The sequence below is a fragment of the Caballeronia sp. PC1 genome (assembly GCF_021353155.1).
In the GTDB taxonomy this organism is placed as follows: domain Bacteria; phylum Pseudomonadota; class Gammaproteobacteria; order Burkholderiales; family Burkholderiaceae; genus Caballeronia; species Caballeronia cordobensis.
Genome location: NZ_JAJUBH010000002.1, coordinates 972,645 through 993,728, shown reverse-complemented (window position 1 = coordinate 993,728; position 21,084 = coordinate 972,645). Strand labels below are relative to the sequence as shown.

22 protein-coding genes, 4 pseudogenes and 1 riboswitch are annotated in these 21,084 nt (G+C 59.0%); of the genes and pseudogenes, 19 read left to right on the top strand and 7 right to left on the bottom strand.

What is annotated here, in order from left to right; genetic code table 11:
* Window positions 1-86: 86 nt before the first annotated feature.
* Window positions 87-171, top strand: a riboswitch (glycine riboswitch).
* Window positions 172-278: 107 nt separating this feature from the next.
* From LY284_RS39275 to LY284_RS20490, 13 genes and pseudogenes are all read left to right on the top strand, one after another.
* Window positions 279-1,509: pseudogene (locus LY284_RS39275) on the top strand (D-amino acid dehydrogenase).
* Window positions 1,510-1,557: 48 nt separating this feature from the next.
* Complete coding sequence (locus tag LY284_RS20535) at window positions 1,558-1,971, top strand: heme-binding protein (RefSeq protein WP_233387791.1); 414 nt, start codon at window positions 1,558-1,560, stop codon at window positions 1,969-1,971.
* Window positions 1,972-2,128: 157 nt separating this feature from the next.
* On the top strand, window positions 2,129-2,638 hold the full coding sequence (locus LY284_RS20530) for a TonB-dependent receptor plug domain-containing protein (RefSeq protein ID WP_233385616.1): 510 nt from the start codon (window positions 2,129-2,131) through the stop codon (window positions 2,636-2,638).
* Between the two features lie 103 nt (window positions 2,639-2,741).
* Window positions 2,742-3,578: a TonB-dependent receptor domain-containing protein gene (locus LY284_RS20525; protein ID WP_375294275.1), complete on the top strand. Its 837-nt coding sequence runs from the start codon at window positions 2,742-2,744 to the stop codon at window positions 3,576-3,578.
* Window positions 3,575-4,315: a TonB-dependent receptor domain-containing protein gene (locus LY284_RS20520; protein ID WP_375294274.1), complete on the top strand. Its 741-nt coding sequence runs from the start codon at window positions 3,575-3,577 to the stop codon at window positions 4,313-4,315. Before LY284_RS20525 ends, LY284_RS20520 begins: the two co-directional genes overlap by 4 nt.
* A gap of 111 nt (window positions 4,316-4,426) precedes the next feature.
* Window positions 4,427-4,984, top strand: coding sequence for an aldehyde dehydrogenase family protein (locus LY284_RS38715; RefSeq protein WP_309243204.1), 558 nt, complete (start codon window positions 4,427-4,429; stop codon window positions 4,982-4,984).
* An 82-nt stretch (window positions 4,985-5,066) separates the two neighbouring features.
* Window positions 5,067-5,507 (top strand): aldehyde dehydrogenase family protein, encoded by a 441-nt coding sequence (locus tag LY284_RS38710; protein ID WP_255727862.1) that lies wholly within the window; start codon window positions 5,067-5,069, stop codon window positions 5,505-5,507.
* Window positions 5,501-5,890 (top strand): aldehyde dehydrogenase family protein, encoded by a 390-nt coding sequence (locus tag LY284_RS38705; protein WP_255727857.1) that lies wholly within the window; start codon window positions 5,501-5,503, stop codon window positions 5,888-5,890. Before LY284_RS38710 ends, LY284_RS38705 begins: the two co-directional genes overlap by 7 nt.
* 94 nt (window positions 5,891-5,984) lie before the next feature.
* Complete coding sequence (locus tag LY284_RS20510; protein ID WP_174834965.1) at window positions 5,985-7,601, top strand: GMC family oxidoreductase; 1,617 nt, start codon at window positions 5,985-5,987, stop codon at window positions 7,599-7,601.
* Window positions 7,602-7,673: 72 nt separating this feature from the next.
* Window positions 7,674-8,720, top strand: coding sequence for a low specificity L-threonine aldolase (locus LY284_RS20505; protein ID WP_155178453.1), 1,047 nt, complete (start codon window positions 7,674-7,676; stop codon window positions 8,718-8,720).
* 13 nt (window positions 8,721-8,733) lie between these two features.
* Complete coding sequence (locus tag LY284_RS39270) at window positions 8,734-9,351, top strand: DMT family transporter (protein WP_375294273.1); 618 nt, start codon at window positions 8,734-8,736, stop codon at window positions 9,349-9,351.
* Window positions 9,261-9,743 carry a DMT family transporter gene (locus tag LY284_RS20495; RefSeq protein WP_233387790.1) on the top strand — a complete coding sequence of 161 codons (483 nt, stop codon included), beginning with the start codon at window positions 9,261-9,263 and terminating at the stop codon, window positions 9,741-9,743. The genes LY284_RS39270 and LY284_RS20495 overlap by 91 nt, the downstream gene beginning before the upstream one ends.
* Window positions 9,744-9,762: 19 nt before the next feature.
* Window positions 9,763-10,872: a DUF2817 domain-containing protein gene (locus LY284_RS20490; RefSeq protein WP_155178449.1), complete on the top strand. Its 1,110-nt coding sequence runs from the start codon at window positions 9,763-9,765 to the stop codon at window positions 10,870-10,872.
* A 34-nt stretch (window positions 10,873-10,906) separates the two neighbouring features.
* Here LY284_RS20490 and LY284_RS20485 read toward each other — a convergent pair whose 3' ends face one another.
* The 3 genes and pseudogenes from LY284_RS20485 to LY284_RS20475 form a co-directional block, all read right to left on the bottom strand.
* The gene (locus tag LY284_RS20485) at window positions 10,907-11,647 is read right to left on the bottom strand and encodes an AraC family transcriptional regulator (protein ID WP_233387789.1); all 741 of its coding nucleotides are present in this window, start codon (window positions 11,645-11,647) and stop codon (window positions 10,907-10,909) included.
* A 101-nt stretch (window positions 11,648-11,748) separates the two neighbouring features.
* The gene (locus LY284_RS20480) at window positions 11,749-12,048 is read right to left on the bottom strand and encodes a hypothetical protein (protein ID WP_233387788.1); all 300 of its coding nucleotides are present in this window, start codon (window positions 12,046-12,048) and stop codon (window positions 11,749-11,751) included.
* A gap of 223 nt (window positions 12,049-12,271) precedes the next feature.
* Window positions 12,272-13,626 (bottom strand): annotated as a pseudogene (locus LY284_RS20475) (aldehyde dehydrogenase family protein).
* Between the two features lie 276 nt (window positions 13,627-13,902).
* Between LY284_RS20475 and LY284_RS39265 the strand changes: the two are divergent.
* Both LY284_RS39265 and LY284_RS20470 read left to right on the top strand, forming a co-directional pair.
* Window positions 13,903-14,145, top strand: a complete 243-nt coding sequence (locus LY284_RS39265; RefSeq protein WP_375294272.1) for a LysR family transcriptional regulator — start codon at window positions 13,903-13,905, stop codon at window positions 14,143-14,145.
* Complete coding sequence (locus LY284_RS20470) at window positions 14,127-14,900, top strand: LysR substrate-binding domain-containing protein (protein WP_233387787.1); 774 nt, start codon at window positions 14,127-14,129, stop codon at window positions 14,898-14,900. Before LY284_RS39265 ends, LY284_RS20470 begins: the two co-directional genes overlap by 19 nt.
* Here the strand turns inward: LY284_RS20470 and LY284_RS20465 are convergent.
* Together LY284_RS20465 and LY284_RS20460 are read right to left on the bottom strand one after the other, a co-directional pair.
* Window positions 14,876-15,415, bottom strand: a complete 540-nt coding sequence (locus LY284_RS20465) for a DUF4863 family protein (protein WP_155178442.1) — start codon at window positions 15,413-15,415, stop codon at window positions 14,876-14,878. The two genes, LY284_RS20470 and LY284_RS20465, sit on opposite strands and share 25 nt — an antisense overlap.
* A 15-nt stretch (window positions 15,416-15,430) precedes the next feature.
* Entirely contained in the window at window positions 15,431-16,159 is a 729-nt protein-coding gene (locus LY284_RS20460; RefSeq protein WP_233385652.1) for a nitroreductase, read from the bottom strand.
* Window positions 16,160-16,406: 247 nt separating this feature from the next.
* On the opposite strand from LY284_RS20460, the pseudogene LY284_RS20455 reads away from it, so the two are divergent.
* The 4 genes and pseudogenes from LY284_RS20455 to LY284_RS20440 all read left to right on the top strand — a co-directional run bounded on the left by LY284_RS20455 (window position 16,407) and on the right by LY284_RS20440 (window position 20,019).
* A pseudogene (locus tag LY284_RS20455) lies at window positions 16,407-16,999 on the top strand (NADPH-dependent FMN reductase).
* A 46-nt stretch (window positions 17,000-17,045) separates the two neighbouring features.
* Entirely contained in the window at window positions 17,046-18,245 is a 1,200-nt protein-coding gene (gene pcaF / locus LY284_RS20450) for a 3-oxoadipyl-CoA thiolase (protein WP_155178438.1), read from the top strand.
* A gap of 470 nt (window positions 18,246-18,715) precedes the next feature.
* Window positions 18,716-19,627, top strand: coding sequence for a LysR family transcriptional regulator (locus LY284_RS20445; RefSeq protein WP_174834971.1), 912 nt, complete (start codon window positions 18,716-18,718; stop codon window positions 19,625-19,627).
* A gap of 86 nt (window positions 19,628-19,713) precedes the next feature.
* Entirely contained in the window at window positions 19,714-20,019 is a 306-nt protein-coding gene (locus LY284_RS20440) for a hypothetical protein (RefSeq protein ID WP_155178434.1), read from the top strand.
* Between the two features lie 19 nt (window positions 20,020-20,038).
* Here the strand turns inward: LY284_RS20440 and LY284_RS20435 are convergent, their stop codons facing one another.
* Window positions 20,039-20,260 (bottom strand): DUF2274 domain-containing protein, encoded by a 222-nt coding sequence (locus tag LY284_RS20435; protein WP_155178432.1) that lies wholly within the window; start codon window positions 20,258-20,260, stop codon window positions 20,039-20,041.
* A pseudogene (locus tag LY284_RS38960) lies at window positions 20,257-20,879 on the bottom strand (TrbI/VirB10 family protein). The gene LY284_RS20435 and the pseudogene LY284_RS38960 overlap by 4 nt, the downstream one beginning before the upstream one ends.
* Window positions 20,880-21,084 lie beyond the last annotated feature (205 nt).

Genomic DNA, 21,084 nt, shown 5'->3' with positions numbered 1-21,084 from the left:
TTTTGACGATATGTGAAGGACGTTTGCGGTTTCGTCATTCTCGGTCGTCCGAATTGACTTGAGCGCACATTTCCAGGCAGGCCAGACTTGCCATTGCGGGAGAGACCGTTCGCCGGCGCCGAAGGAGCAACCGCCCCGGAAACTCTCAGGCAAAAGGACCGCAGGGCATCAAGATATCTGGAGAGTGGCGCCCGCCTGGGTGCCCGCCGACGGGATAGCGATCTCAGGCACAGCGGACAGATGGGGCGCATCCACCACCGTTTTGGGAGCGGCTCCCAGTGGCACGTATTAGCATCATCGGCGCCGGCATTACCGGCGTAACAACCGCCTACAGCTTGGCTGTCCGCGGTCATGAAGTCACCGTCTACGATCGTCGCCGCTATCCGGCGATGGTCACCTCATTTGCCAACGGTGGCCAGCTCTCCGCAAGCAATGCCGAAGTCTGGAACAGCTGGGCCACCATCGCAAAGGGTATGAGATGGCTCTTGAAAATGGTCGCGCCTTTGTTGCTGAACCTCAAGCCCGGCCTTCACAAATACGGGTGGCTCGCCGAGTTTTGCGGCAATATCTTTCGGCACGAAAGAAACACGATCGCGACCGTTCGTCTCGCACTCGACGCGCGAAGGCATATGTTCACCATTGCGGAAGCAGAGGGCATCGATTTCGATCTGAAGCGATGCGGAATCCTTCATCTCTACCACAATGAACAGGAGTTTCGTGCTGCCGAAGTGGGCAACGCCCTCCTCCTCAAGGGCGGGCTCGAAAGGCACGCAGTGTCAGCTGGAGAAATGCGCGCGATCGAGCCGAGCCTGCAAGGCGCTCTTCACGCCGGATTCTTCACCACGGGGACGCCACGGGCGACATCCACAAGTTCACACGCGGGCTCGCAGATGCGTGTGCACGCCGAGGCGTGATTTTCAAGTTTGGAGCTGCTGTCCGGCGAGTGGAGATACAGAACCGGATTTGTACCATCAGCTTGACCGATGACGAGAGTGGTCGGCCGATCGCCTCTCAGACAGCTGATGCCATCGTTGTCTGCGCAGGGGTTGAAAGCCGAGAAATCGCCAGAAAGCTCGGCGAGAAAGTAAACATTTATCCGGTGAAGGGCTATTCCATCACTGTAAACTTGAGAGACGAGCAGAGCCGAACAGCTGCACCGAGTGTCAGCCTGCTCGACGACGCTGCGAAGATCGTCACAAGCCGCCTCGGTCCAGATCGATTCCGGGTGGCCGGCACCGCAGAGTTCAATGGGTTCAACCTAGATATTCGCGCTGACCGGATCCGCCCGTTGCTGCGCTGGTCGGAACGCCTGTTCCCCAAAATGGATACTGACAGCGTCACCCCATGGGCAGGCCTGCGCCCCATGACGCCCGATATGCTGCCTGTTGTCAGGCCGGGAGAGTGCGTGGCGTCTACTACAACACCGGCCACGGCCATCTTGGCTGGACGCTTTCCGCTGCAACTGCCGAGATGATCGCCATGCGCCTGGACAGCGACTTCGCCGCGTAGCTTCGATCCACATTATTCATCAGAAGGATTTCGAGAATGATCCTAAGCTTGAAGCAAGCCCAGAATATTGCACTTCGCACTCTCAAGGCCGGTGCCGAAAAAGGACTGAAGCCGCTATGCGTAGCCGTGCTCGATCCGGGAGGTCATACAATAGTCCTGCACCGAGCGGACGGCGCGTCGCATCTTCGACCAGCAATTGCTATCGCGAAGGCGGCCGGCGCCTTGAATCTCGGCGTCTCTTCCCGCTCGATCGCGGCGATCGCGGCCGAACGACCGACATTTTTCAACTCGCTCGTAGGCATAGCGCCTCTCGGTATGGTGCCGGCCGCCGGAGGAGTGATCGTGGTTGACAGCGACGGCCAGACACTGGGTGCCGTCGGCGTTACCGGCGACACCTCGGACAATGACGAAGCTTGTGCACTTGCGGGCATCGAAGAGGCAAATCTGTTCGCGAAGGACTGATCATTGCCCGCGCAACGCGGCAAAGGTATTTCACATAAGTGCAATGATTGAAGAGAGATTGGCAAAAGCAGCGAGGAGGACGTTCGCCTTATGAAGTTGGACAGGCAGCTGGCGCGGCATGCGTACGGCTCCTTCCAGCAAATAATAAGGGGGGTTTATGTCTCGGTCGAATAGAACGAACGGGTCGGTAGCGGCCCTGCTTGCCGCTACTGTTCTGGCCGGATCGGCGACGCCAGCCTTCGGGCAGGCGACACCCGAGGCGCCTCAAGATTCTTCCGCGTCCTCATCGGGCGGATCGCTCGACATTGTCGTTACCGCCCGCAAGCGCGAAGAACGCCTCCAGGATATCCCGGTGGCGGTCTCGGCGATCGGCGGAGCTGCCCTCGAACAGAAGGGCATCGACAATGTGACAAACCTGATCGGGACGGTTCCGAGCCTCTTCACCAGCCAGAACCAGGCGTTCGGGCCGCTTCCCAACCAGACCTATCTCGTACTTCGCGGCGTCGGAGCGGCGGCATCCAACGATCCCGCTGTCGGAACCTTCGTCGATGGCGTCTATCAACCGAGCCTGGCATTCGACACTGGCTTCCTCGACTTGGAGCGCATCGAGGTTTTGCGTGGGCCGCAAGGTACCCTTTTGGCAGAAACACCGAAGGCGGTGCACTGAACATTGTGACCGCGAAGCCCGACGGCACCTTTCGTGGAAGCTGCGCGCAGAATATGCGGACTTCAATAGCGTTCGCCTCGGCGCGAGTTTCAGCGGCCCATTGGTGGAGGACAAGCTCTTCGCTAGCCTTTCTGGTCAATATTACAGCACCGATGGCTACATCCACAACCTGACCATCGACAAGGATCAGGATACGCTTCGCAGCCTGGCCGGGCGCTTCGTGCTTCGCGCATTGCCCACCGAAGACTTCGAGATCATTCTCCGACTGGATGGTTCTCGCAACAGAAACGGTTATCTCGGTTACGGCGTCGTGGACGACGGCGCGAAGCGTTATGCCACACTCGATGATCGCAAGGTTGTCTCGCCCGACACGAGCTTTGGCGGCTCTCTAACCATGTCGTACGATCTTCCGGCGTTTACGATCAAGTCGATCACCGGATATCAGCACGTAAAGACCGAATTCTGGTACGACTTTGATGGATATTCGGACCCCGACAACTTTCAGGACCAGCGCACGACCCAGTCAGCACTCTCCGAAGAACTTCGTTTCGAGTCGAGGAGCGGCGGGTCTTTCACATGGCTTGGCGGATTGTACGCCTTTCAGGATATCCACGAACAGAACCGCAATTTCGCCTTGTCTGGCTGTACGATCTGCGCCTTTCCGCCGATTTTCAATCCCGCCAACGACGTGCGGGAAGCGACGAGGTTGCGGCGTCGCGGCTGGGCCGCTTTCGGTCAAGTCGGCTACAAGTTCAACGATCGCTTCGAGCTGACTGTCGGCGGGCGATATGGCTGGGAGCGGACGCGGGCATTCCAGCAGGGCGTCGTGATCGTGCCGGCTGTGGGCGCGAACGACGCGTTCAGCGGAGTCACGTCAAAAGCTTCAGCAATTTCTCGCCGTCCGCTTCATTCTCCGTTCACTGGACGCCTGATGTCATGACTTACGCGACTGTGTCGCGAGGTTATCGCTCAGGCGGCTTTGACAAATATCCGGGTAGCAGTGCAGCCGTTGGGATCGCTTTCGACAACGAAAAGTCGACCAATTATGAGGTGGGGCTGAAAGCGTCGCTCTTTGACCGACACCTGATCGCCAGCGTTGCTGGTTTCATCGTTCAGGTGGACGACATGCAGCTGGCTTCTGTTGCCATCAGCCCGGTCACCGGTCTCCCTGTCGGTGTCACTGCCAATGTCGGTGCCTCCCGTAACCGCGGGTTCGAGTTCGAAGCAACCGCCATGCCGTTCCGCGGATTCAAGATTCGCGGGAACGCTGCATATACCGACGCGCGCTTCACCTCTATTACGAGCCCGGTAGGATCCCATCTGACCGGCGATGCGTTGCCTTATGTCCCCAAGTGGACTGCTTCAGGCGGCGCAGATTACACTGTCTCGATCGGTGACACTGAACTCAATCTCGCAGCCGACTATCGTTATGTGGGGCCGTATTATTCCGGTAACGGGGCTCCTCCGTTTGATCCGATCCTGCAGGTTCAATCCTATGACCAGCTCGACCTCCGCGCCAGTCTGAAGAGAGACCGATGGGAGCTGACCGTTTACGTCGACAATGTGACGGACAACTTCAACATTACACGCCGGTTCGCACCGCCGTTCCAACCGTTCACCCGCGCCTCGGTGCTTCCACCTCGCAAGTTTGGCGTGAAGCTGAACTACAGCTGGTGAACATCCGCCGCCGGCCTCACTGGCCGGCGGCTTTGACCACTCAGGAATCGTGTCCTTGTTAAGGAGCGTCGGCCCGCAGCGAAACGCTGCTTCGCTGTCAAAGGATTTGCCGTGACCGAGATCGACATGACGAGCTTTGATGGAATTATCGGGAGCCTGACCCCGATGAGCGGCGAAGTCATCGACTGGACGAGCCCGACCGCTCCGGACAGAGCCCTTCAGTTTCGCGCCGGCGGACACGCTGATGTCGAGCGGGCCGTCGGTTCAGCGGGTCGAGCTGCTGGTTTGTGGCACCGGCTCGCGCCGAGTGAACGGCGAATGGCGATGCTGCGGTGGGGCGACGCAATAGAGGCCGCCGCCGAGCGCATCGGCATGCTCGACTGTGTCGACATGGGCAAACCGATAGCCGTTGCGACGATGGAAGCCTGCGTTGCCGCTCACATTGTGCGCTGGTACGCTCAGGCAATCGACAAGGCTTGCGGAGAAGTCATTGCGTCGTCGCGCGAGGCGATCTCTCTGTCGCTGAGAGTGCCCTACGGTGTCGTTGGCGCGATGGTCTCGTGGAATTACCCAAGTATAAACGCCGCCATGAAAGTTGGGCCAGCACTCGCGGCCGGCAATGGCATGGTGCTGAAACCGTCCGAGATTTCGCCCGCTCCGCGATACTGATTGGCACCCTCGCCGAAGAGGCGGGCATCCCCGTCGGTCTGCTGTCTGTCCTCCCTGGCGGAGCGGCGACGGGCGCAGCGCTCTGCAGCCATCCCGGGTTGCAATGCTTGCCTTCACGGGCTCGACCCAGACGGGCCGCTCTGTCGCCAAGCTCGCGGCCGAGCGGCTCGTGCCTGCTATCATCGAGGCCGGAGGAAAGAACGCGATCGTGGTTCTTGACGACATGACCGACTATCAGGGCATAGCCATCGACGCTGTAGCGGAAGCATATGCAAATAGCGGTCAGCTTTGCGTCGCCCGCTCAAAAATCCTCGTCCCAAGCGATCGTATTGACCAATTCTCGGACGCTCTCGTAGCCGCTGCAGCAGATTTCTTGCCGGGTGATCCTCTCGAGCCGAACACAAAATTCGGGCCCTTGGCGTCCAAGGCTCATTCGGACAGGATCCGATCGGCAGTCGACATGGCCCTCGGTCGCGGCGAACAAGTCATCCGCGATGGTCGTCCGTGCAGCACGACATGCTGAATCATTCGCTGACAGTGGTCAGAGCGGATGACCCAACATCGCCGATATTGCGAGATGAATATTTCGGTCCGATCCTTGCAGTCGTTCCATATGATAGCATCTCCGATGCCGTGAGACTGGCCGGCCTCGGCGGCTACGGGTTGGCGATGACGCTCTGGACCGGCGAGTTGGCTCGAGCCAACATGTTACGGCAGGAACTCTGCGTCGGTCATTTGAAGATCAAGTCCGTCGCTGGTCAGGACTCGGCGACTGGTCTGGCGCTTCCACTGGAGCCTGCCGGTCAGTCCGGCTACGGAATCGAGTTCGGCGTTGACGCTCTCTCCAGCTACAGCCGTCGGATGGCCGTGGAGCAAATTGGCTGCCTCGCGCCGCTGGATCGCTAGCCACCGCCGACATCGCAGATCGGCCCAAGCGCCAAATCTGTTTGCGACTACCGCAAAAGTCCAACTTTCCGAGGTGCGCTAGAGCGGCCTTCACATGGAGGGCATTGTGCAAGATATTAGAACTACGGACTTTATCGTCGTTGGGGGCGGTTCGAGTGGCGCGGTGGTCGCATCTCGGCTAAGCGAAGAGAAGCGTTTTGAGGTCGCGTTGCTCGAAGCCGGCGGGTGGGACAGCTCGCCTTTCATTCGGATTCCGGCGGGCTCGATCAAAGCGATCATGAATCCTGAGTACAACTGGTTCTATCAAGCGGAACCGGATGCCTCACGAAACGATCGAGCAGACATGTGGCCGGCCGGCAAAGTCCTCGGCGGCGGCTCGTCGATCAACGGGATGATGTATGTTCGCGGCAATCGCGGCGATTATGATCAATGGGCTCAGCTCGGCTGCAAGGGCTGGTCCTATGACGACGTGCTTCCGTTCTTTAACAAGGCCGAGACGAACGAAAACGGCGGCTCGCGCTTTCGCGGCGACAAGGGCCCTCTGCGCGTATCGAATGCCCGCCTATCGACCACGTTGGCCGACGCATTCATCGCTTCTGGCGTACGTGCGGGGATTCCGCACAATCCGGATACCAACGGTGCCGAGCAAGAGGGTATCGGCCCCTGCCAAGCCACCCAGAACAAGGGTTGGCGACATTCAACGGCACGCGCCTATCTGGCCAAGGCGAAGCGCCGATCCAATCTGAAGGTCGAGACGCATTTCATGGTCAGTCGGGTACTGATCGAGAAAGGCCGCGCGATCGGCGTCGAAGGCGTTCAGAACGGGCGCACGGTTCGCTACTTGGCAAACAAGGAGGTCATTCTTTGCGGCGGCGCGTTGTCGTCGCCGAAAATATTGATGCTCTCGGGCATTGGCCCGGCAAAGCATCTTGGCGAGCATGGCATCCCTGTTGTCGTCGATTCCCCGGGAGTGGGGCAAAATCTGCAGGAACATCCCGGAGTGTTGATGTCGACCCATGTCGGCATCGATAGCCTCAATGTCGAAGTGCAAAGCGTCGCCAGGATAGTCAAGCATGGCTTGAACTTCGCTTTGTTTGGGCGAGGGCCAGCCACGGCATGCGTTGCCTCCGCTCTCGCGTTCATTCGCACGCGAGACCATCTCGAGTGGCCCAACATCCAACTGTCGTTCTCGCCGATCGCGTACGACTTCACGCCGGACGGCGTACACCTGTACAAGCGTGCGGCAATTGGCGTTGCCATCAACATCTGCCGGCCCGAGACGCGCGGTCAGTTGCTGCTCCGCTCCACCGATCCAAGTGAGCGGCCGATTATCCAACATGAGCTGCTCGGCGGAGATGATGAGATCAAGCAGCTCATCGAAGGATGCCGGATCGTGCGCAAGATTTTCCGTTCCAAGCCATTCAGTGAATATGACAAAGGTGAACGCTTACCCGGAAAGCAGGTCGAAACCGACGCTGATTGGATCGAGTATATCCGTCAGAGCGCCTTCCTGATGTACCACCCGACTGGCACTTGCGCGATGGGAATTGGGCCGACAGCGGTTCTCGATCCGGAGTTGCGCGTCAAGGGCGTCACCGGTCTTCGCGTTGCGGATGCCTCGATCATGCCGACGCTGGTTAGCGCGAATACAAATGCACCGTGCATCATGATTGGCGAACGGGCGGCCGATCTGATCCGAAGAAGCCACTGAGGAGATATCGTACCGCAGGAGCCGATGGCCCTCGTACGCACGATCGATCGCTTGGCCAGGGAGATATGACCGATGCATTTCGCTTCCGATAACTGGGGGGGCGCCCTTCCTGAAGTGGCTCAGGCTCTCGTCGACCATTGCGACGGCTTCGCCGCCGCATATGGCAATTCCGAACTCGATCGATCGCTCGTCCATCGCTTCCAGGAGATATTCGAGCACGATCTCGAGATGTTTCTCGTGGGAACCGGCACCGCTGCCAACAGTCTTGCGATGTCGGCAGCTGGTCGCCCCGGCGGCGTGGTGTTCAGCCATGCAAATGCGCATATGTTCGAAGAAGAATGTGGAGCCATCGAGAAGATCGGCGGAGGCCTGCGGATCACCCCTGTCGAAGGCGCGCTGGGCAAAATTGCCCCTGAGAAGTTTGCTGCTGCGCTCGGCCGACTGCCGGAGGGCTTTGTCCACGTCGGTCAGCCGTCAGCAGTTACGCTTACACAGGCGACCGAGTGGGGCACCCTCTATCAGCTCGATCAGATTGCTGAAATCGCGTCCATAGCCCGAAAGAGGAATATCGCGGTCCACATGGATGGGGCTCGGTTTGCAAACGCTCTCGTCGCTCTCGATGTCACACCCGCCGACATGACATGGAGGCAGGGCGTCGACATGCTCTCCTTCGGTGCGAGCAAGAATGGCTGCTGGTGCGCCGAAGCGCTCCTCGTATTCAATCCTCGGTATGCGGAACATATGATTTATGCACAAAAGCAGGCCGGGCATCTGTTCTCAAAGTCCCGCTTCATCTCTGCCCAGCTCGAAACCTATCTTTCAGAAGACAATTGGCGGAAGTGGGCGAGGCAGGCTAACAGGCTTGCGGCGGAACTAACTGCAATACTGATGCGATCTGGTGCAGCTCGGATCGCTTGGACGCCCGAAGCCAACATTGTCTTCGCGATCATGAAAATCAAAGAAGCCGAGAGACTTCAAGCGGCTGGAGCCTTCTTCTACAGGCGCGCATCTTTAGAGACCGAAATAGCCATCGCTGGAGACGAGGGCCTATATCGCTTTGTAACAAGTCCAATGAACGATGCGACCGATCTGCAGGACTTCGCGGAAATCCTGAGCTGACCGAAATTAGACCATGTCTCCTTTTTCGAGGTCGCCTTCGGGGCAAGGCGCCAGCTTTTTGGTTATAATCTTTTCATCGACCTTCCTAATGGGTTCAAGCTTTGTTGCGACACAGTTGCTCTTGAAGAGTGGCTTGCCTCCGCTGCTGCTATCGGGGTGCCGCTTTCTCGTTGCGACGCTCTCACTTCTCCCGTTTCTTCTGATGGAATCTCCACGCGATGGATTTCGCTGGCGTTCGCCCCGCCGGCGCGATGCAGTCCTGACGCTGCTGCTCGGTCTCCTTCAGATTGCGGCGGTCATGGCGTTGGTGTCTGCAGCTATGCGCTTCATCGATGCTGCGACCGTTGCGATCCTCCTCTTCACGAACCCGTTGATCGTGATGCTCGTCGCAGGAAGGGCGCTGGGTGAGCAGCTCAACCGGATAAATCGCCTTGGCATGGTCGTCGGATGCGCAGGTATCCCCGTCATCGTCGGGGGCAAGATCACGGTGTCCGCAAACGGCTTGATTGGCCACGGGCTGGCTATCGCGGCCGCCTTCTGTTGGGCGGGGCACCAATTGCACATAGAAAGTTTCAGCCAAACCTGCGGCCTGCCACGCTCAACTTCTGGCAGATGCTCGTTGGTGCCCTAACTCTCATGTCGATCGCGCAGCTTAAGTGTGAGCGCTGGCCGACACATCTCGATTTTGCCCAGGTAATATGGTTTCTCTGGCTTTCCATACCTGCTTCGGCCGGGTCATTTGGGCTTTGGTTCGTCGCTCTGTCCAAGGGTGGGGCAACACGGGCAAGCAGCTTCCTCTTCCTTGCTCCCCTCTTCACATCCCTCCTCGCTGTGCCCTTTCTTGGTTCGGTGCTGGGGCTCCATCAGATTATCGGCGGAGCGCTCGTCGGTCTCGGACTTTATCTGGTCAACCATCGATCGGGCAGCCGAGCCGAAAACCCGAAGATCAACACGTGTCTGCTCGATGAGCGCTCAATCATTTTCGCCAAAGAGGCAAAAGCGTCCCAACCACACCTCCCCTAGATTTTCCTAAAGGAGATCGATGATGTCTAAAAACCTGCAGGTATTCAATCAAACGTACTTGGCAGCACGTGATAACTTTCTGCAGGCTACGACGGGCAAAGCTGCAAGGATCTATTCGATCGAACATCCACTAAGCGGACCATCCGGTGAGCCTCTACACGTGGATGTAGCTGTCTTCGGATCCCCACAAGCGGCCAACACCGTTTTCCTCACCTCCGGCGTTCATGGCCCTGAACTGATCGCAGGTTCCGCCTGTCAGATCGACCTGGTCAATGGCGGAAAGCTCGCTGCCTTGCCTGCGGACGTCAAGGTCGTGCTGATCCATGCTATCAACCCCTGGGGCTCGGCTCATGGCCGGCGCTATACGGAAGACAATGTAGACCTGTGCCGAAACTTCACCGTATTTCCGACGCAGACAGAGGTTTCGGAAAGGCTCATCGATCTTCAGGAGGCGATCGACTCTGCTTCTCTGGAACCTGCGGATGTCGCAGGTTCCGACGCAATCATTGAAAGGTTCATCGAGGAAAATGGCTTGGGAGCCTTCATCAACGTGGCCCTCTCCGGACAGTATCATTTCCCGAGCGGCATTGGCTTTGGGGGGAAGGAACCGGCCTGGTCCCGCAGCACGATCGAGCAAATCATCACTGAGGAAGGGAGATCAGCGCGGCACGTCTACATGGTAGATTATCACACCGGCTACGGGCCTTACGCTCATGGTTGCGTTGTCGCGATGCAGACGGGCTCGAAGCTCGAACGAGCTCACGAGGTATTCGGCGATTGGATTCTCGCTCCTCGGGCTCGCCCTACCGCCACCACGTATGAAACGACCGGTCACACGACTGATGGTTACGAAGCGATGCTTCCAGACGCGGAAGTAATCGCCGGCGTGCTCGAGATCGGCACGCTACCGCAGCCGCAGCTCGTCGCTGCAATGATCAACGAGCATCGCCATACCCGGCATCTCGCCAGCACGCCTGACGATCCGAGGCTCAAAGCGGCACGCGATGCTTTCAAAGCTTTCTTCGCGCCCGACGATCCGCACTGGCAGAACTATGTTCTGCATCGAGGCGAGCAGATTTTCGACCAGGTGCTCGCAGACATTTCTCGCCGCTTGCCAGACCGATGTTAAGCTCGGCAGGTGAAGCGTCCAGCCTCGCCTTGGGTCAGACTTGGGACAGTGCTTCACGAGGCGATGTGCCGAAAAACCGTCGGAAAGCCGTCGAAAAATTGGCCGGGTACTCGTATCCGACTTCGTAAGAAATCTGCGTTATCGACAGATCGCCCTCACGCATCAGGTCCAAAGCCCGCCGCATCCTTACCATGAGGAGATATTCCATCATCGTCTTACCCTCGACTGCCTTGAACAGCTTGCTAAGCTTCGACAAGCTCATGCCGGCTTGGCGAGCAATTTCGTTTGCAGGCGGCGGCTGTTGATACCTGTCCTCAAGGATTTTCATGACGCGAGCGACAGCGAGTCTGTCTCTTGACCGCGGCTGCGAACCGCGAGCATCTCGCCGAACAATCTGCTCGAAGAAGATGCGAATGATGTCATTGGCTCTGGATTGCAGAAGGAGACAGCGAGCGAACGGTGCACCAGCAGCCTCGAAGAAAGCGGCGGCCGCTTCTCGAAGCTCGAACGACAAATCGGTAGATATGATCCCGCATATCCCGTTCACGTCGTTCAGGTAGTCACTGAGCGCCCCGGAGTATAGGCTCGGGTCCAAGCCGAGATACTCTATCAAGTAGTTTTTGTCGCACGAAACCGTTACAGATCGCTCTTCGTCCCCCGAAAAAAAGCTTTGAGTACGCACCACTCCCGCAGGGCTGATTGGTACGGTGCAGCTTCTTGGTTCGATTTCGAATGATCGAGCTGATATAGAAGTGATGATGGAACGCCCTGCCATGCGTATGTGGATCCGGAGGGCGCCATCGCTCTCCTCACTTTCTTGCACATCTCGGAGACGATGGAGCGAAGCCCAGCTTACCGTTACACCACCTGGGAATATCAGGACGTTCCGGAACCCTCCGCGTCCATCCTTTGCGGCCGTGTCGCGATCAGAGCGGTCAAACCGACATCTTCGCGCTCGACGATCTCGTAGTCGCGTGGGACCAGATTCAGCATTCGTTCTGCGAGCATGGCTGTCATAGGGATTCCTCTCCCGATGTGCCACGAACCGACGAACGACATGCGTCGAACATGAAGATATTGATCATATGAGCGCAGCAATGGCTCATACGCCGCATTTACTGCGTCAAATAGATAGGAAGACAGGTGACGGCGATAGCGCCGAGTCAACGCCAGCATGACAGAACTCCGCAGAAATATAGCGGCATCCTGCACGCAGCACGCTAGGCGTTGACTGCATCCAGCTCATCGCCGCAACAACGATATCGATCGTTATTGCGGCTCATTCATCTGAGTTGACGTCACTCACTTTGATTCACTCTTTCGATCAAACTGACACTATAGCCTTTTCGGCGCTATCGCACAACCGATTCGCCTCCGGCCATCAACCAAGAAGCCGACTCTACTGAGTGGCCATGTTAATGATCTTGGGCTGGCTGTATTCGGCCATGCCCTCGCGGCCGAGCTCTGCGCCGAGGCCCGACTGCTTTGCCCCCCTGAAAGGCACATCCGGCGGGAGGTCGAAATGCTTGTTTACCCAAACCGTTCCAGCATCGAGCTTTTGAGCGATGCCATAGGCGGCATCGAGATCCTTGCCCCAGACGCTAGCGGCCAATCCGAACGTACCAAAATTGGCGCGCGCAATGACATCGTCAAGGTCGACATACTTCAATATCGGAAGAATGGGAGCAAATTGCTCCTCGGTCACCAGCCGCGCGCTGTCGTCAATATCACGAACGATCGTCGGGGGAATGAAATAGCCCGGTCGGTCGATAGGATCGCCGCCGGCAATGATCGTGCCATCTCTCGCAGCCTCCCGGAGAAACTCTTTTGCGCGCGCAAATTGCGCTTCGTTCTGCAACGGCCCGAATTGCACACCTTGAGAAAAACCATCACCGACGACCGCAGCTTCAGCAAGGGCCGCTAGCCGCTCGCATACCGCATCGTACACATTCTCGTGAACATATACCCGCTTTATGGCGACACAGACTTGGCCCGAGTTCACCATTGCGCCAGCGAAAATGCGCTCGGCGACTTCCTCAGGATCGATATCGTTCATCACGATGGCAGCGTCATTGCCACCTAGTTCCAAGGTCAGGCGCTTGATCGTCGATGCGGCGCTCGCCATTACGTGGCGCCCCGTGCTCGTCGAACCTGTAAACGCGATCTTCGCGATGAGTGGGTGTTCCGTCAGCAGCGCTCCGATCTGGCTTGGTCCGTTGATGATGTTCACGACACCGGCAGGGAAAATGTCAGCGCAAAGCTCGCCCAGAAGCAGAGTTGTCAAGGGCGTCGACGGGGCTGGCTTGACAACGACACAATTGCCGGCAGTCAGACCCGGAGCCAATTTGGTGGCCAGCAGAAGCAATGGGAAGTTCCAGGGGTAATCATGGCGACGACCCCGAGCGGCGTGCGATGTTCGACTATGCGTTCTCCCTCATTATCGCGAAGGACTTCCTCGGTCGTTTCCATGCTCGCAAACGCGCGCAAAATGTAAACCGTTTGCCCGACTTCCATTTCGGCAAGTCCGAGAGGCTTGCCCTGCTCCTCGACGAGGAGTCGAGCAAACTTTGCGCTTTGTGCTTCGATGCCACTCGCAAGTTGCGCGACAAGTTGGCCGCGCTCGGCCTGAGGCACGATGGACCAGCTCGCGAACGCTGCATGCGCTGCTGAGACGGCGGCTTCGACAATAGCAGCGTCTGCCACAGGCGCTTTCGCAACGACCGTTGCCGTTGCCGGATTGATGACATCGGCCATCTCGTCTCCGTCGATGAGGCTACCGCCTACCAACATCCTATAGTTTTCCATGCCGTTGCCTCCGAGCCTCGTCCGCCTCACGGACAATCGATGATCGGGAAGTTTATGCGGGGAACGGCTAGCTGCCACATTTGCCCGGCGGTCATTTGCTTATGCGGACTTGCACATTACGCATCCCTTCCGATGCGGCTCGTTTGTGCAGCCATATGGAAGCCTTCAAATGTCTGAGCGGCCAGAACAAAAGTGCTTGTCCGTCTTTTCCGGCAATATGGTTCAATGGCCCCATCGTTCAAACAGCTGGACCTCAACCTCCTTCGCGTTTTCGCGGCGGTCATGGAGGAGCGGAGCGCCCTCCGGGCCAGTCGCCTGCTGTGCACGAGCCAATCGGCGGTCAGCCACGCCCTCGCCCGCCTCCGCGACCAGCTCGGCGACGACCTATTTCTGAGAACACGCAGGGTCTCAAGCCAACGGCACGCGCGCTGGAACTCGCTCCGGAGATCGTGGCGGCGCTGGCGATAGTTCGGACAGCTGTTGAACGGCAAGAATTTGATCCTGCCACATCGGATCGTACGTTTACGCTGGCCGCGAGCGACGCACTCTCGATACTCACGGTTCAAAACCTGCTGCGCGAGTTCGGGCGCAGCGCGCCCGGTGTATCTCTAGTCGTCAAACCGGGCACGCGCGTGGATCTGGGAGAGATGATTGATCTCGGTCGGATCGATGTGGCCTTGGGAAGCTTCTCAGAATGGCCCGAGCACATGCGGTTCGATCCGATGGCTGCCTATCGCGACGTGCTGATCTCTCCCATTGGCAGCACGCCTATCGAGAGATCCGACCAACTGCATAGCCGGCGACTGGCCGTGGTGTCCGTCGGCGGCGAAGAAGAGGGCGCAATCGGCGGCTTCATCTATGAAAGGGGATTGGGCCGAAGAACCGAGATGTACGACAAGGCAGCACTTGAGCGCGCATTTCGGAATTGCGGCTTGATACCCCGTCCATTGTTGGCCATCCCCCATGCGCTGCTATTGCCCGAGCTTGTCGTGGAGGCAAATCTCACCGCCATCATTCCACACCCGCTAGGCGCACATTTCTGCAGGACCCATCCAGTAAGGCTCGACAAACTTCCCTATCCCTGTGCCTCACAGCAGATCGGCATGATCTGGCACCAGCGATCCGACAAGGATGAAGGATTGATATGGTTCAGAAGCATTTTGCGGAGCTTGGTATCTCGTCTGGTTTCCGACGGCGATCAGTTAGGCGGAGCAAAGTCATAGCTGATGCGGCCTGCCGGAAGATAGAACAATGCAATCACCGCACCGCCACGCACCTCGGGATAGTGCCGACTTCCTGGGTCCGGAGCCGTCCAGCCCGGACCTTGCCAGCCGTGCAAGCCGCGGAGTTGGGCACCCTCGTCTATCGGAACCACCATGTTCAACTCACCGTAGGGATGACCATGGTAGTCGCCACGCAAGATGATCTCTCCGTCCGCGTCGCGAATGGCACGCGCATCGTTGCTGTCCATGAAGACGGCGGTAATGCTGAAATGAAAGGTTTCTGGCCCTGGCTCGATGATTCGGCTGCGACGATAGCTCTTGCCAGCGATCTCCTGGTTTGCCGCCCAACCTTCGTCGATGCCGTATCGAATGAGTGTAGCGAGTTCACGATATGTGTCGGTAGCGGGGCCGTACTTCTCGTTCAGCCAGACTTCCAAGTCGCGGCTTGCGGTCATGTCCTTCACTTCAGAGAGAAAGGAAATGCTGCGTTCGATCAGCTGATCGCGATGTCCCATGGATAAATCCAATCCTCAATTGAAGCCGAGAAAACATGCAAATTCATCGACTGGCGCTCTGGGCATCAAACGAGGTTCAATGGCGTTGCCGTCCTCCTCAAAGCCCATGGAAATTCCACAAACGACCATTTCCGCATCTGCAATGGGGAGAAGTGTCCGCAATAGCTTGTGGTACTTCGCGAACGTTTCCTGAGGGCAGCTGCTCAGGCCACGCCCTTTTGCACTCAGCATGATATTCTGCAGGAACATTCCCAGATCCAGCCAGCTGCCCTGTTCCAGACGTCGATCAATCGTCACGATGAGACCGACCGGAGCGCCGAAGAATCCATAGTTCTTGCCGGTCTGTCGTGCACGTCCCGTCATGTCGGCCTGCTCGATTCCCAGTGATCCGTAGAATATTCTGCCGAAGTCCTTCTTCCGGGAAAGATAGGGTTCCGGCAGCTCTTCCGCATAATAGGCATACTCGGAAGCGTAGCTGTCTTTCTCAGTTTCATGCGCCAGGAGGAGAGTCGAGCCGATCTTGTGCTGAATTTCGCCGGAAACCACATAAACCCGCCAAGGCTGGATGTTCGCTCCACTCGGCGCGTGCCGCGCGGCATCGAGGATTTCGCGTACCAGCTCCTCCCCAACCGGCTCGGTCCTGAATTTTCGCGTCGAGGTCCTCGACCGGATGACGTCGTCGATCGAAGCATGATCACGATCCCGAACCCGAAGGGTCGCTCGTTTTTCACTGAGAGGTCTCAACCTGTACGGCTCCAAAAATGCCTGCACTAACGGGGCAATGCTCCTTCGGATTTGCCACCCGGATCGATCACTCAGAAGTGAATAGTACGCATTACCCAAATGCGGCACTCTCATCACGAGCATGAAGCGACTACAACTTCCTGTTTATTAAAGATAAAATTCCAGGGAACGATCAAAGCCCCAAGTTTGACGCTAATCATCACAAGACGATAGGTCGCTGCAGATCTTTTCTGCATGGGGATACGGAATGTCGGTACGCGTACTTATGATCAGCGGGAGCCTCCGGGCAGGGTCTTACAACTCGGCACTCCTCCGCCTGCTCCCGTCGCTCGCACCTGCATCGTTTGCGATGGATACCGCGCCGTCCTTTGCTGAATTTCCATTCTATGACGCCGATGAACATCAGCGCGCCGGGACACCGAAGCAGTCCTCGCGCTGGCGGAAGCCATTCGCCGCTCCGACGGAGTGGTAATTGTGAGTCCAGAATATAACTGGACCATCCCGGGAGCGCTGAAGAATGCTTTCGACTGGCTTTCGCGAGTCGAGAATCAGCCGCTGAAAGGAAAGGCTGTTGCTCTTCAGTCCGCGAGCGCCGGCCCGCTCGGTGGAGCGCGAATGCAATATCACATGCGGATGATGCTGACCTTTCTTGAGGCCAATCTGGTAGCGACGCCCGAGATTTTCGTGGGTCTGGCGCCAAGCAAGTTCAGCGAGGATCGTTCGCAGCTTCTCGATGGCACCTTGCGTACCATGATCGAAGCTCAGTTGCGAAAGCTGGAGGATGTCATCCGCATGACGAACTGGGCGAATGCGCCTGACAATCACGCGATATCCGGCTGACGAAATTGACCGGCCGCTCGGTCTGACGCGACAGAGGGAAACTGACTTGAGCGAAGCTTATATCTGCGGGGCCGTGCGCACCGCCATCGGACGCTATGGCGGAAGTCTGTCCAGTATTCGGATCGACGATCTCGCTGCGGTGCCGCTCTCCGCTCTCAAGTCCGAGTGGCCGCTTATCGATGGAAATGTCGATGAGGTAATTCTTGGCTGTGCCAATCAGGCAGGCGAGGACAACCGTAACATCGCACGTATGTCGGCTCTGCTTTCTGGTCTTGGCGAGCAATGCCCGGGTACGACGGTCAACCGGCTTTGCGGTTCGGGGATGGACGCTGTCATCCTTGCTGCTCGCGCGATCAAGACAGGAGAAGCAAATCTGATAGTGGCCGGCGGTGTGGAAGGCATGTCTAGGGCGCCATTCGTCTTGCCAAAAGCGGAAAGCGCGTTTTCGCGCGCCAACGTGATCCATGACACCACCATAGGCTGGAGGTTCGCAAATGCCCTGATGAAGGAGCGATACGGAACCGATTCCATGCCGGAGACCGCCGAAAACGTCGCGCACGAGTTCGGTATAAGCCGAGACGACCAAGACACCTTCGCCTTGGAAAGCCAGCGTCGTGCGGCTACCGCCCAAATAAGTGGGCGGCTTTCACTGGAAATCGTACCGGTGAGGGTCGCTGGGCCAAAGGGCACAGAACTAAAATTCGAGCATGATGAACATCTTCGTGCGACTACAATCGAGCGGCTAGCGGCATTGAAGCCCATCGCCGGTGATGGCGGGACAGTAACCGCCGGCAATTCGAGCGGCATCAACGACGGGGCTGCCGCAATCGTTGTGGCCAGCAAGGCAGCAGTTGACTCCTACGGGCTTGCGCCGCGGGCGAAAATCCTCGGGGCAGCTGTCGCGGGAGTGGCACCCCGCATCATGGGGATCGGGCCCGCGCCAGCGAGCCAGAAACTCCTTGAGCGGTTCGGCATCCCATTGAGCTCGATCGATGTGATCGAGCTCAATGAGGCATTCGCGAGCCAGAGTTTGGCGGTCCTGAGGCTACTCGGCCTTCCCGACTGTGCCGACCACGTCAATCCGAACGGTGGAGCAATCGCGCTGGGCCACCCCCTTGGGATGTCCGGCACGCGGCTCGTACTCACAGCGACTGAGGAACTCATTCGCAGCGGTGCACGCAAGGCTCTCTGCACAATGTGCGTCGGAGTCGGTCAAGGCGTCGCAATACTGCTCGAAAAAATCTGAGGCGGCCGGGCGTCGAAATTAGAAAGTAGGCATGATCGCGTGGCCTCGCTGTATCCGCACCTTAGTCGATCGACTTGTATGGCGTTCGCCGACTACCCCGTCACGGCTTCGAGTAGCCTACAGTCGAGAGGCGTCCTTGTCGCTTTGGTGCAGGCCGCCTCCTGCGGCATGAGCTTCGGTTCTCATTCCCTGAGACACCGTAGGGGGACTTCGACCGCACCAGTGATCACCTGGGCAAGCAGATCGACTGCAAGGACGGCGTCTTCTCTAGCCTCCGCAGCGCTTGCTCGCCAGGTGCTTCATCCGCTGTTGACGGTTCGGGTGGCCGTCCATCCTGGCGACGTAACTAAGGATTCGGTCCTCTCCAGTATTGAAACAACGCTGAGATGCTTTGCCAAAAGCCGCCAAGCCAGAAGTTATCAGTCACTTCTGACCGCGCCTCGCGTGGAATGAATGTCGAAGGAGTTCCGATGCCTTTCGACATTCGCCAACTCCGATTTGCCATTGCAGCAGCCGATCACGGCAGCTTATATCGCGCGTCGCGGGCGCTAGACGTCGAGCAATCCACCCTGAGCCGCGCCATCCTGAAGCTGGAGCGGGTGATCGGCGGCAGAATTTTCAATCGCTCGCAAGCGGGCGTCACCATGACCCTTGCCGGCGCGCAGTTCATCCGCGCGGCGCGACCGATGGTGGCGAACGCGGAAAAGATGGCGACAATGATGCGGGCGGCTGGTCAGGGCCGCGCCGGCGGGCTGATGATCGGGCACAACAGCGCGATTTCGGCCGGCCATCTGCGCGCGACGATACTGGGCTGGCGCGCGGCCCACCCCGACGTCGAGGTCGATGGCGTGGAGGCCGACCGGGGCGCATTGCTTGCCGGCCTCGATACGGGCGAGATCGACATCGCGATCCTGGTGGGCGAAGCGAACCACGCCGATTTCCGGCACGCGTCGTTCTGGAACGAGCGCGTGATGATCGCCCTGCCCGACAGTCATGTCCTGGCCGGGCGCGAGACCGTTCACTGGACCGATCTGCGTGGCGAGCGTTTCCTGCTGCCCGGCGCCGATCCCGGCCCGGAGATTCGCGACATACTGCTCGGCCGTCTGATGATGGCGGGCGAGCCTCCCGATATCAGGATGCACCAGGCGAGCCGGGAAGCGATACTGAGCGTGCTCGGCGGCGGGCTCGGTGTCTCGATCATCTGCGAGGGTGGGACCGGCGCGCGCTATCCCGACGTCGTCTATCGGCCCATCCTCGGCGAGCAGGGACCGGCGTTCGTCAGCTATTCCGGCTATTGGCGAGAGGACAACGGCAATCCCGCACTGCGGCGGTTCCTCGCCTTCGTGCGCGACCGCCATGCACTGTCGTTCGACATTCCGTGAACGCGCGAGACAGTGACATGCGACGTTAACAAGCCGGATCGCAACCAATGGCCGGCCTGATTTGCAACCGGAGAAAGGAGCGCGTCATGGCGCAAGGCAAGACACTCATCATCGTGCTGGTCACGCTGATCGTCGGGTTCGGAGCGGGTTTCGTGCTCCGGCCGGTAATCGCGCCGGTCGAGCAGGCGCAAGTCGTCGCGAGCCCGGCTCCCGCTGCTTCGCCGGCTGAGCCGCGCGGCAAGCAGTATTTTGCGGCGCATCTCGGCGAGGCCCGGCAGGTTCTGACGCAATGCGCGGAAGGCTCGGTGCGCGGCGACGAATGCTTCAATGCCGAGATGGCCGTCACGGAGGCGGACGGCAGGGCGCGGCACAAGCGGTTCTTCGGCAACTGAGGCGGGATTTACACCGCCTTCAACTCCCCTGCGCGCGATGCCGGCGAAAGGCGCGGTCGGTCGCCATGAACCGCTCCAGCATCGGCGCGACGAGTTTCTCCGGTGCGAACGGCTGTTGCCCGGTCTCCTTCGCGAGCGCGTCTGAATAGGCGACGAGATCGCGATGCACGGTGGCGGGCAACTCCACGGCGAGCTTGACGGGCTTGTCCTCCGGGATCGGCCCCAGCTTCAGTTTCGTCATCGTGTGCCTCCAACGGGCTCCAATACAAGGTCGCGGGTCAGGACGATCCTGAGCGGATGCCCCGGCCGGATGGTGAGTGTCGGTTGCACATTCAATTGCCGCCGCACGATCTGCTGGCCGGTCTGATTGATGGTGTCCTGCGAGCCGCGACGGAGCGCGCGAGTCAGGTCGTCCTCGCTGTCGGCCCCAGCTCGGTCCCGACGCCGAGCAAGGTCGAGACCGCTGCGGCTTTCAGCAGATTGCCCCAATGCTGATTCACGCGGTCCTGCAAGCCGGCATAACCCGCCGCATCGGCGCCGGGCTGGCGCTCGAGAACGATAGAGTGGCCGTCCGGCATGATGAGCCGGTCCCAGGCGAGCAGCACGCGGGTCTGCCCCGCAGCAACCTCGCTGTCATATTCGCCGATCAGTCGCGCGCCCTGCGGAATGAGCAGGATGCGCCCTGTGGGGCTGTCATAGACGTTAGCCGTCACCTGGGCGGTGATCTGGCCGGGCAGGTCGGAGCGGATGCCGGTGATGAGTGCGGCGGGGATGATGCTGCCCGCCTGCACGATGTTGGGCGAAACCGGCGCGGTCAGCCGCTCGGCGCTGACTGTGCGCCGGTTGGCGGCCTGCGCCATGAACGCCCGCTTTCCGGCCTGATCGCCCTGCGCCGCTGAGCCGTCTTGCTGTTCCGGGAATTGCGGAGCGGAGGTGTCCGGCGCTGCTATCGCCAATCCGGGCAAGGATGGCATCGCGACGGCCCCGGCACCGCTTTGCCCAAGGAACACCGTGCTGGTGCGGGCGGCGTCGCGTTCCTGGGCGATGCGCTGGCGCGCAGCTTCG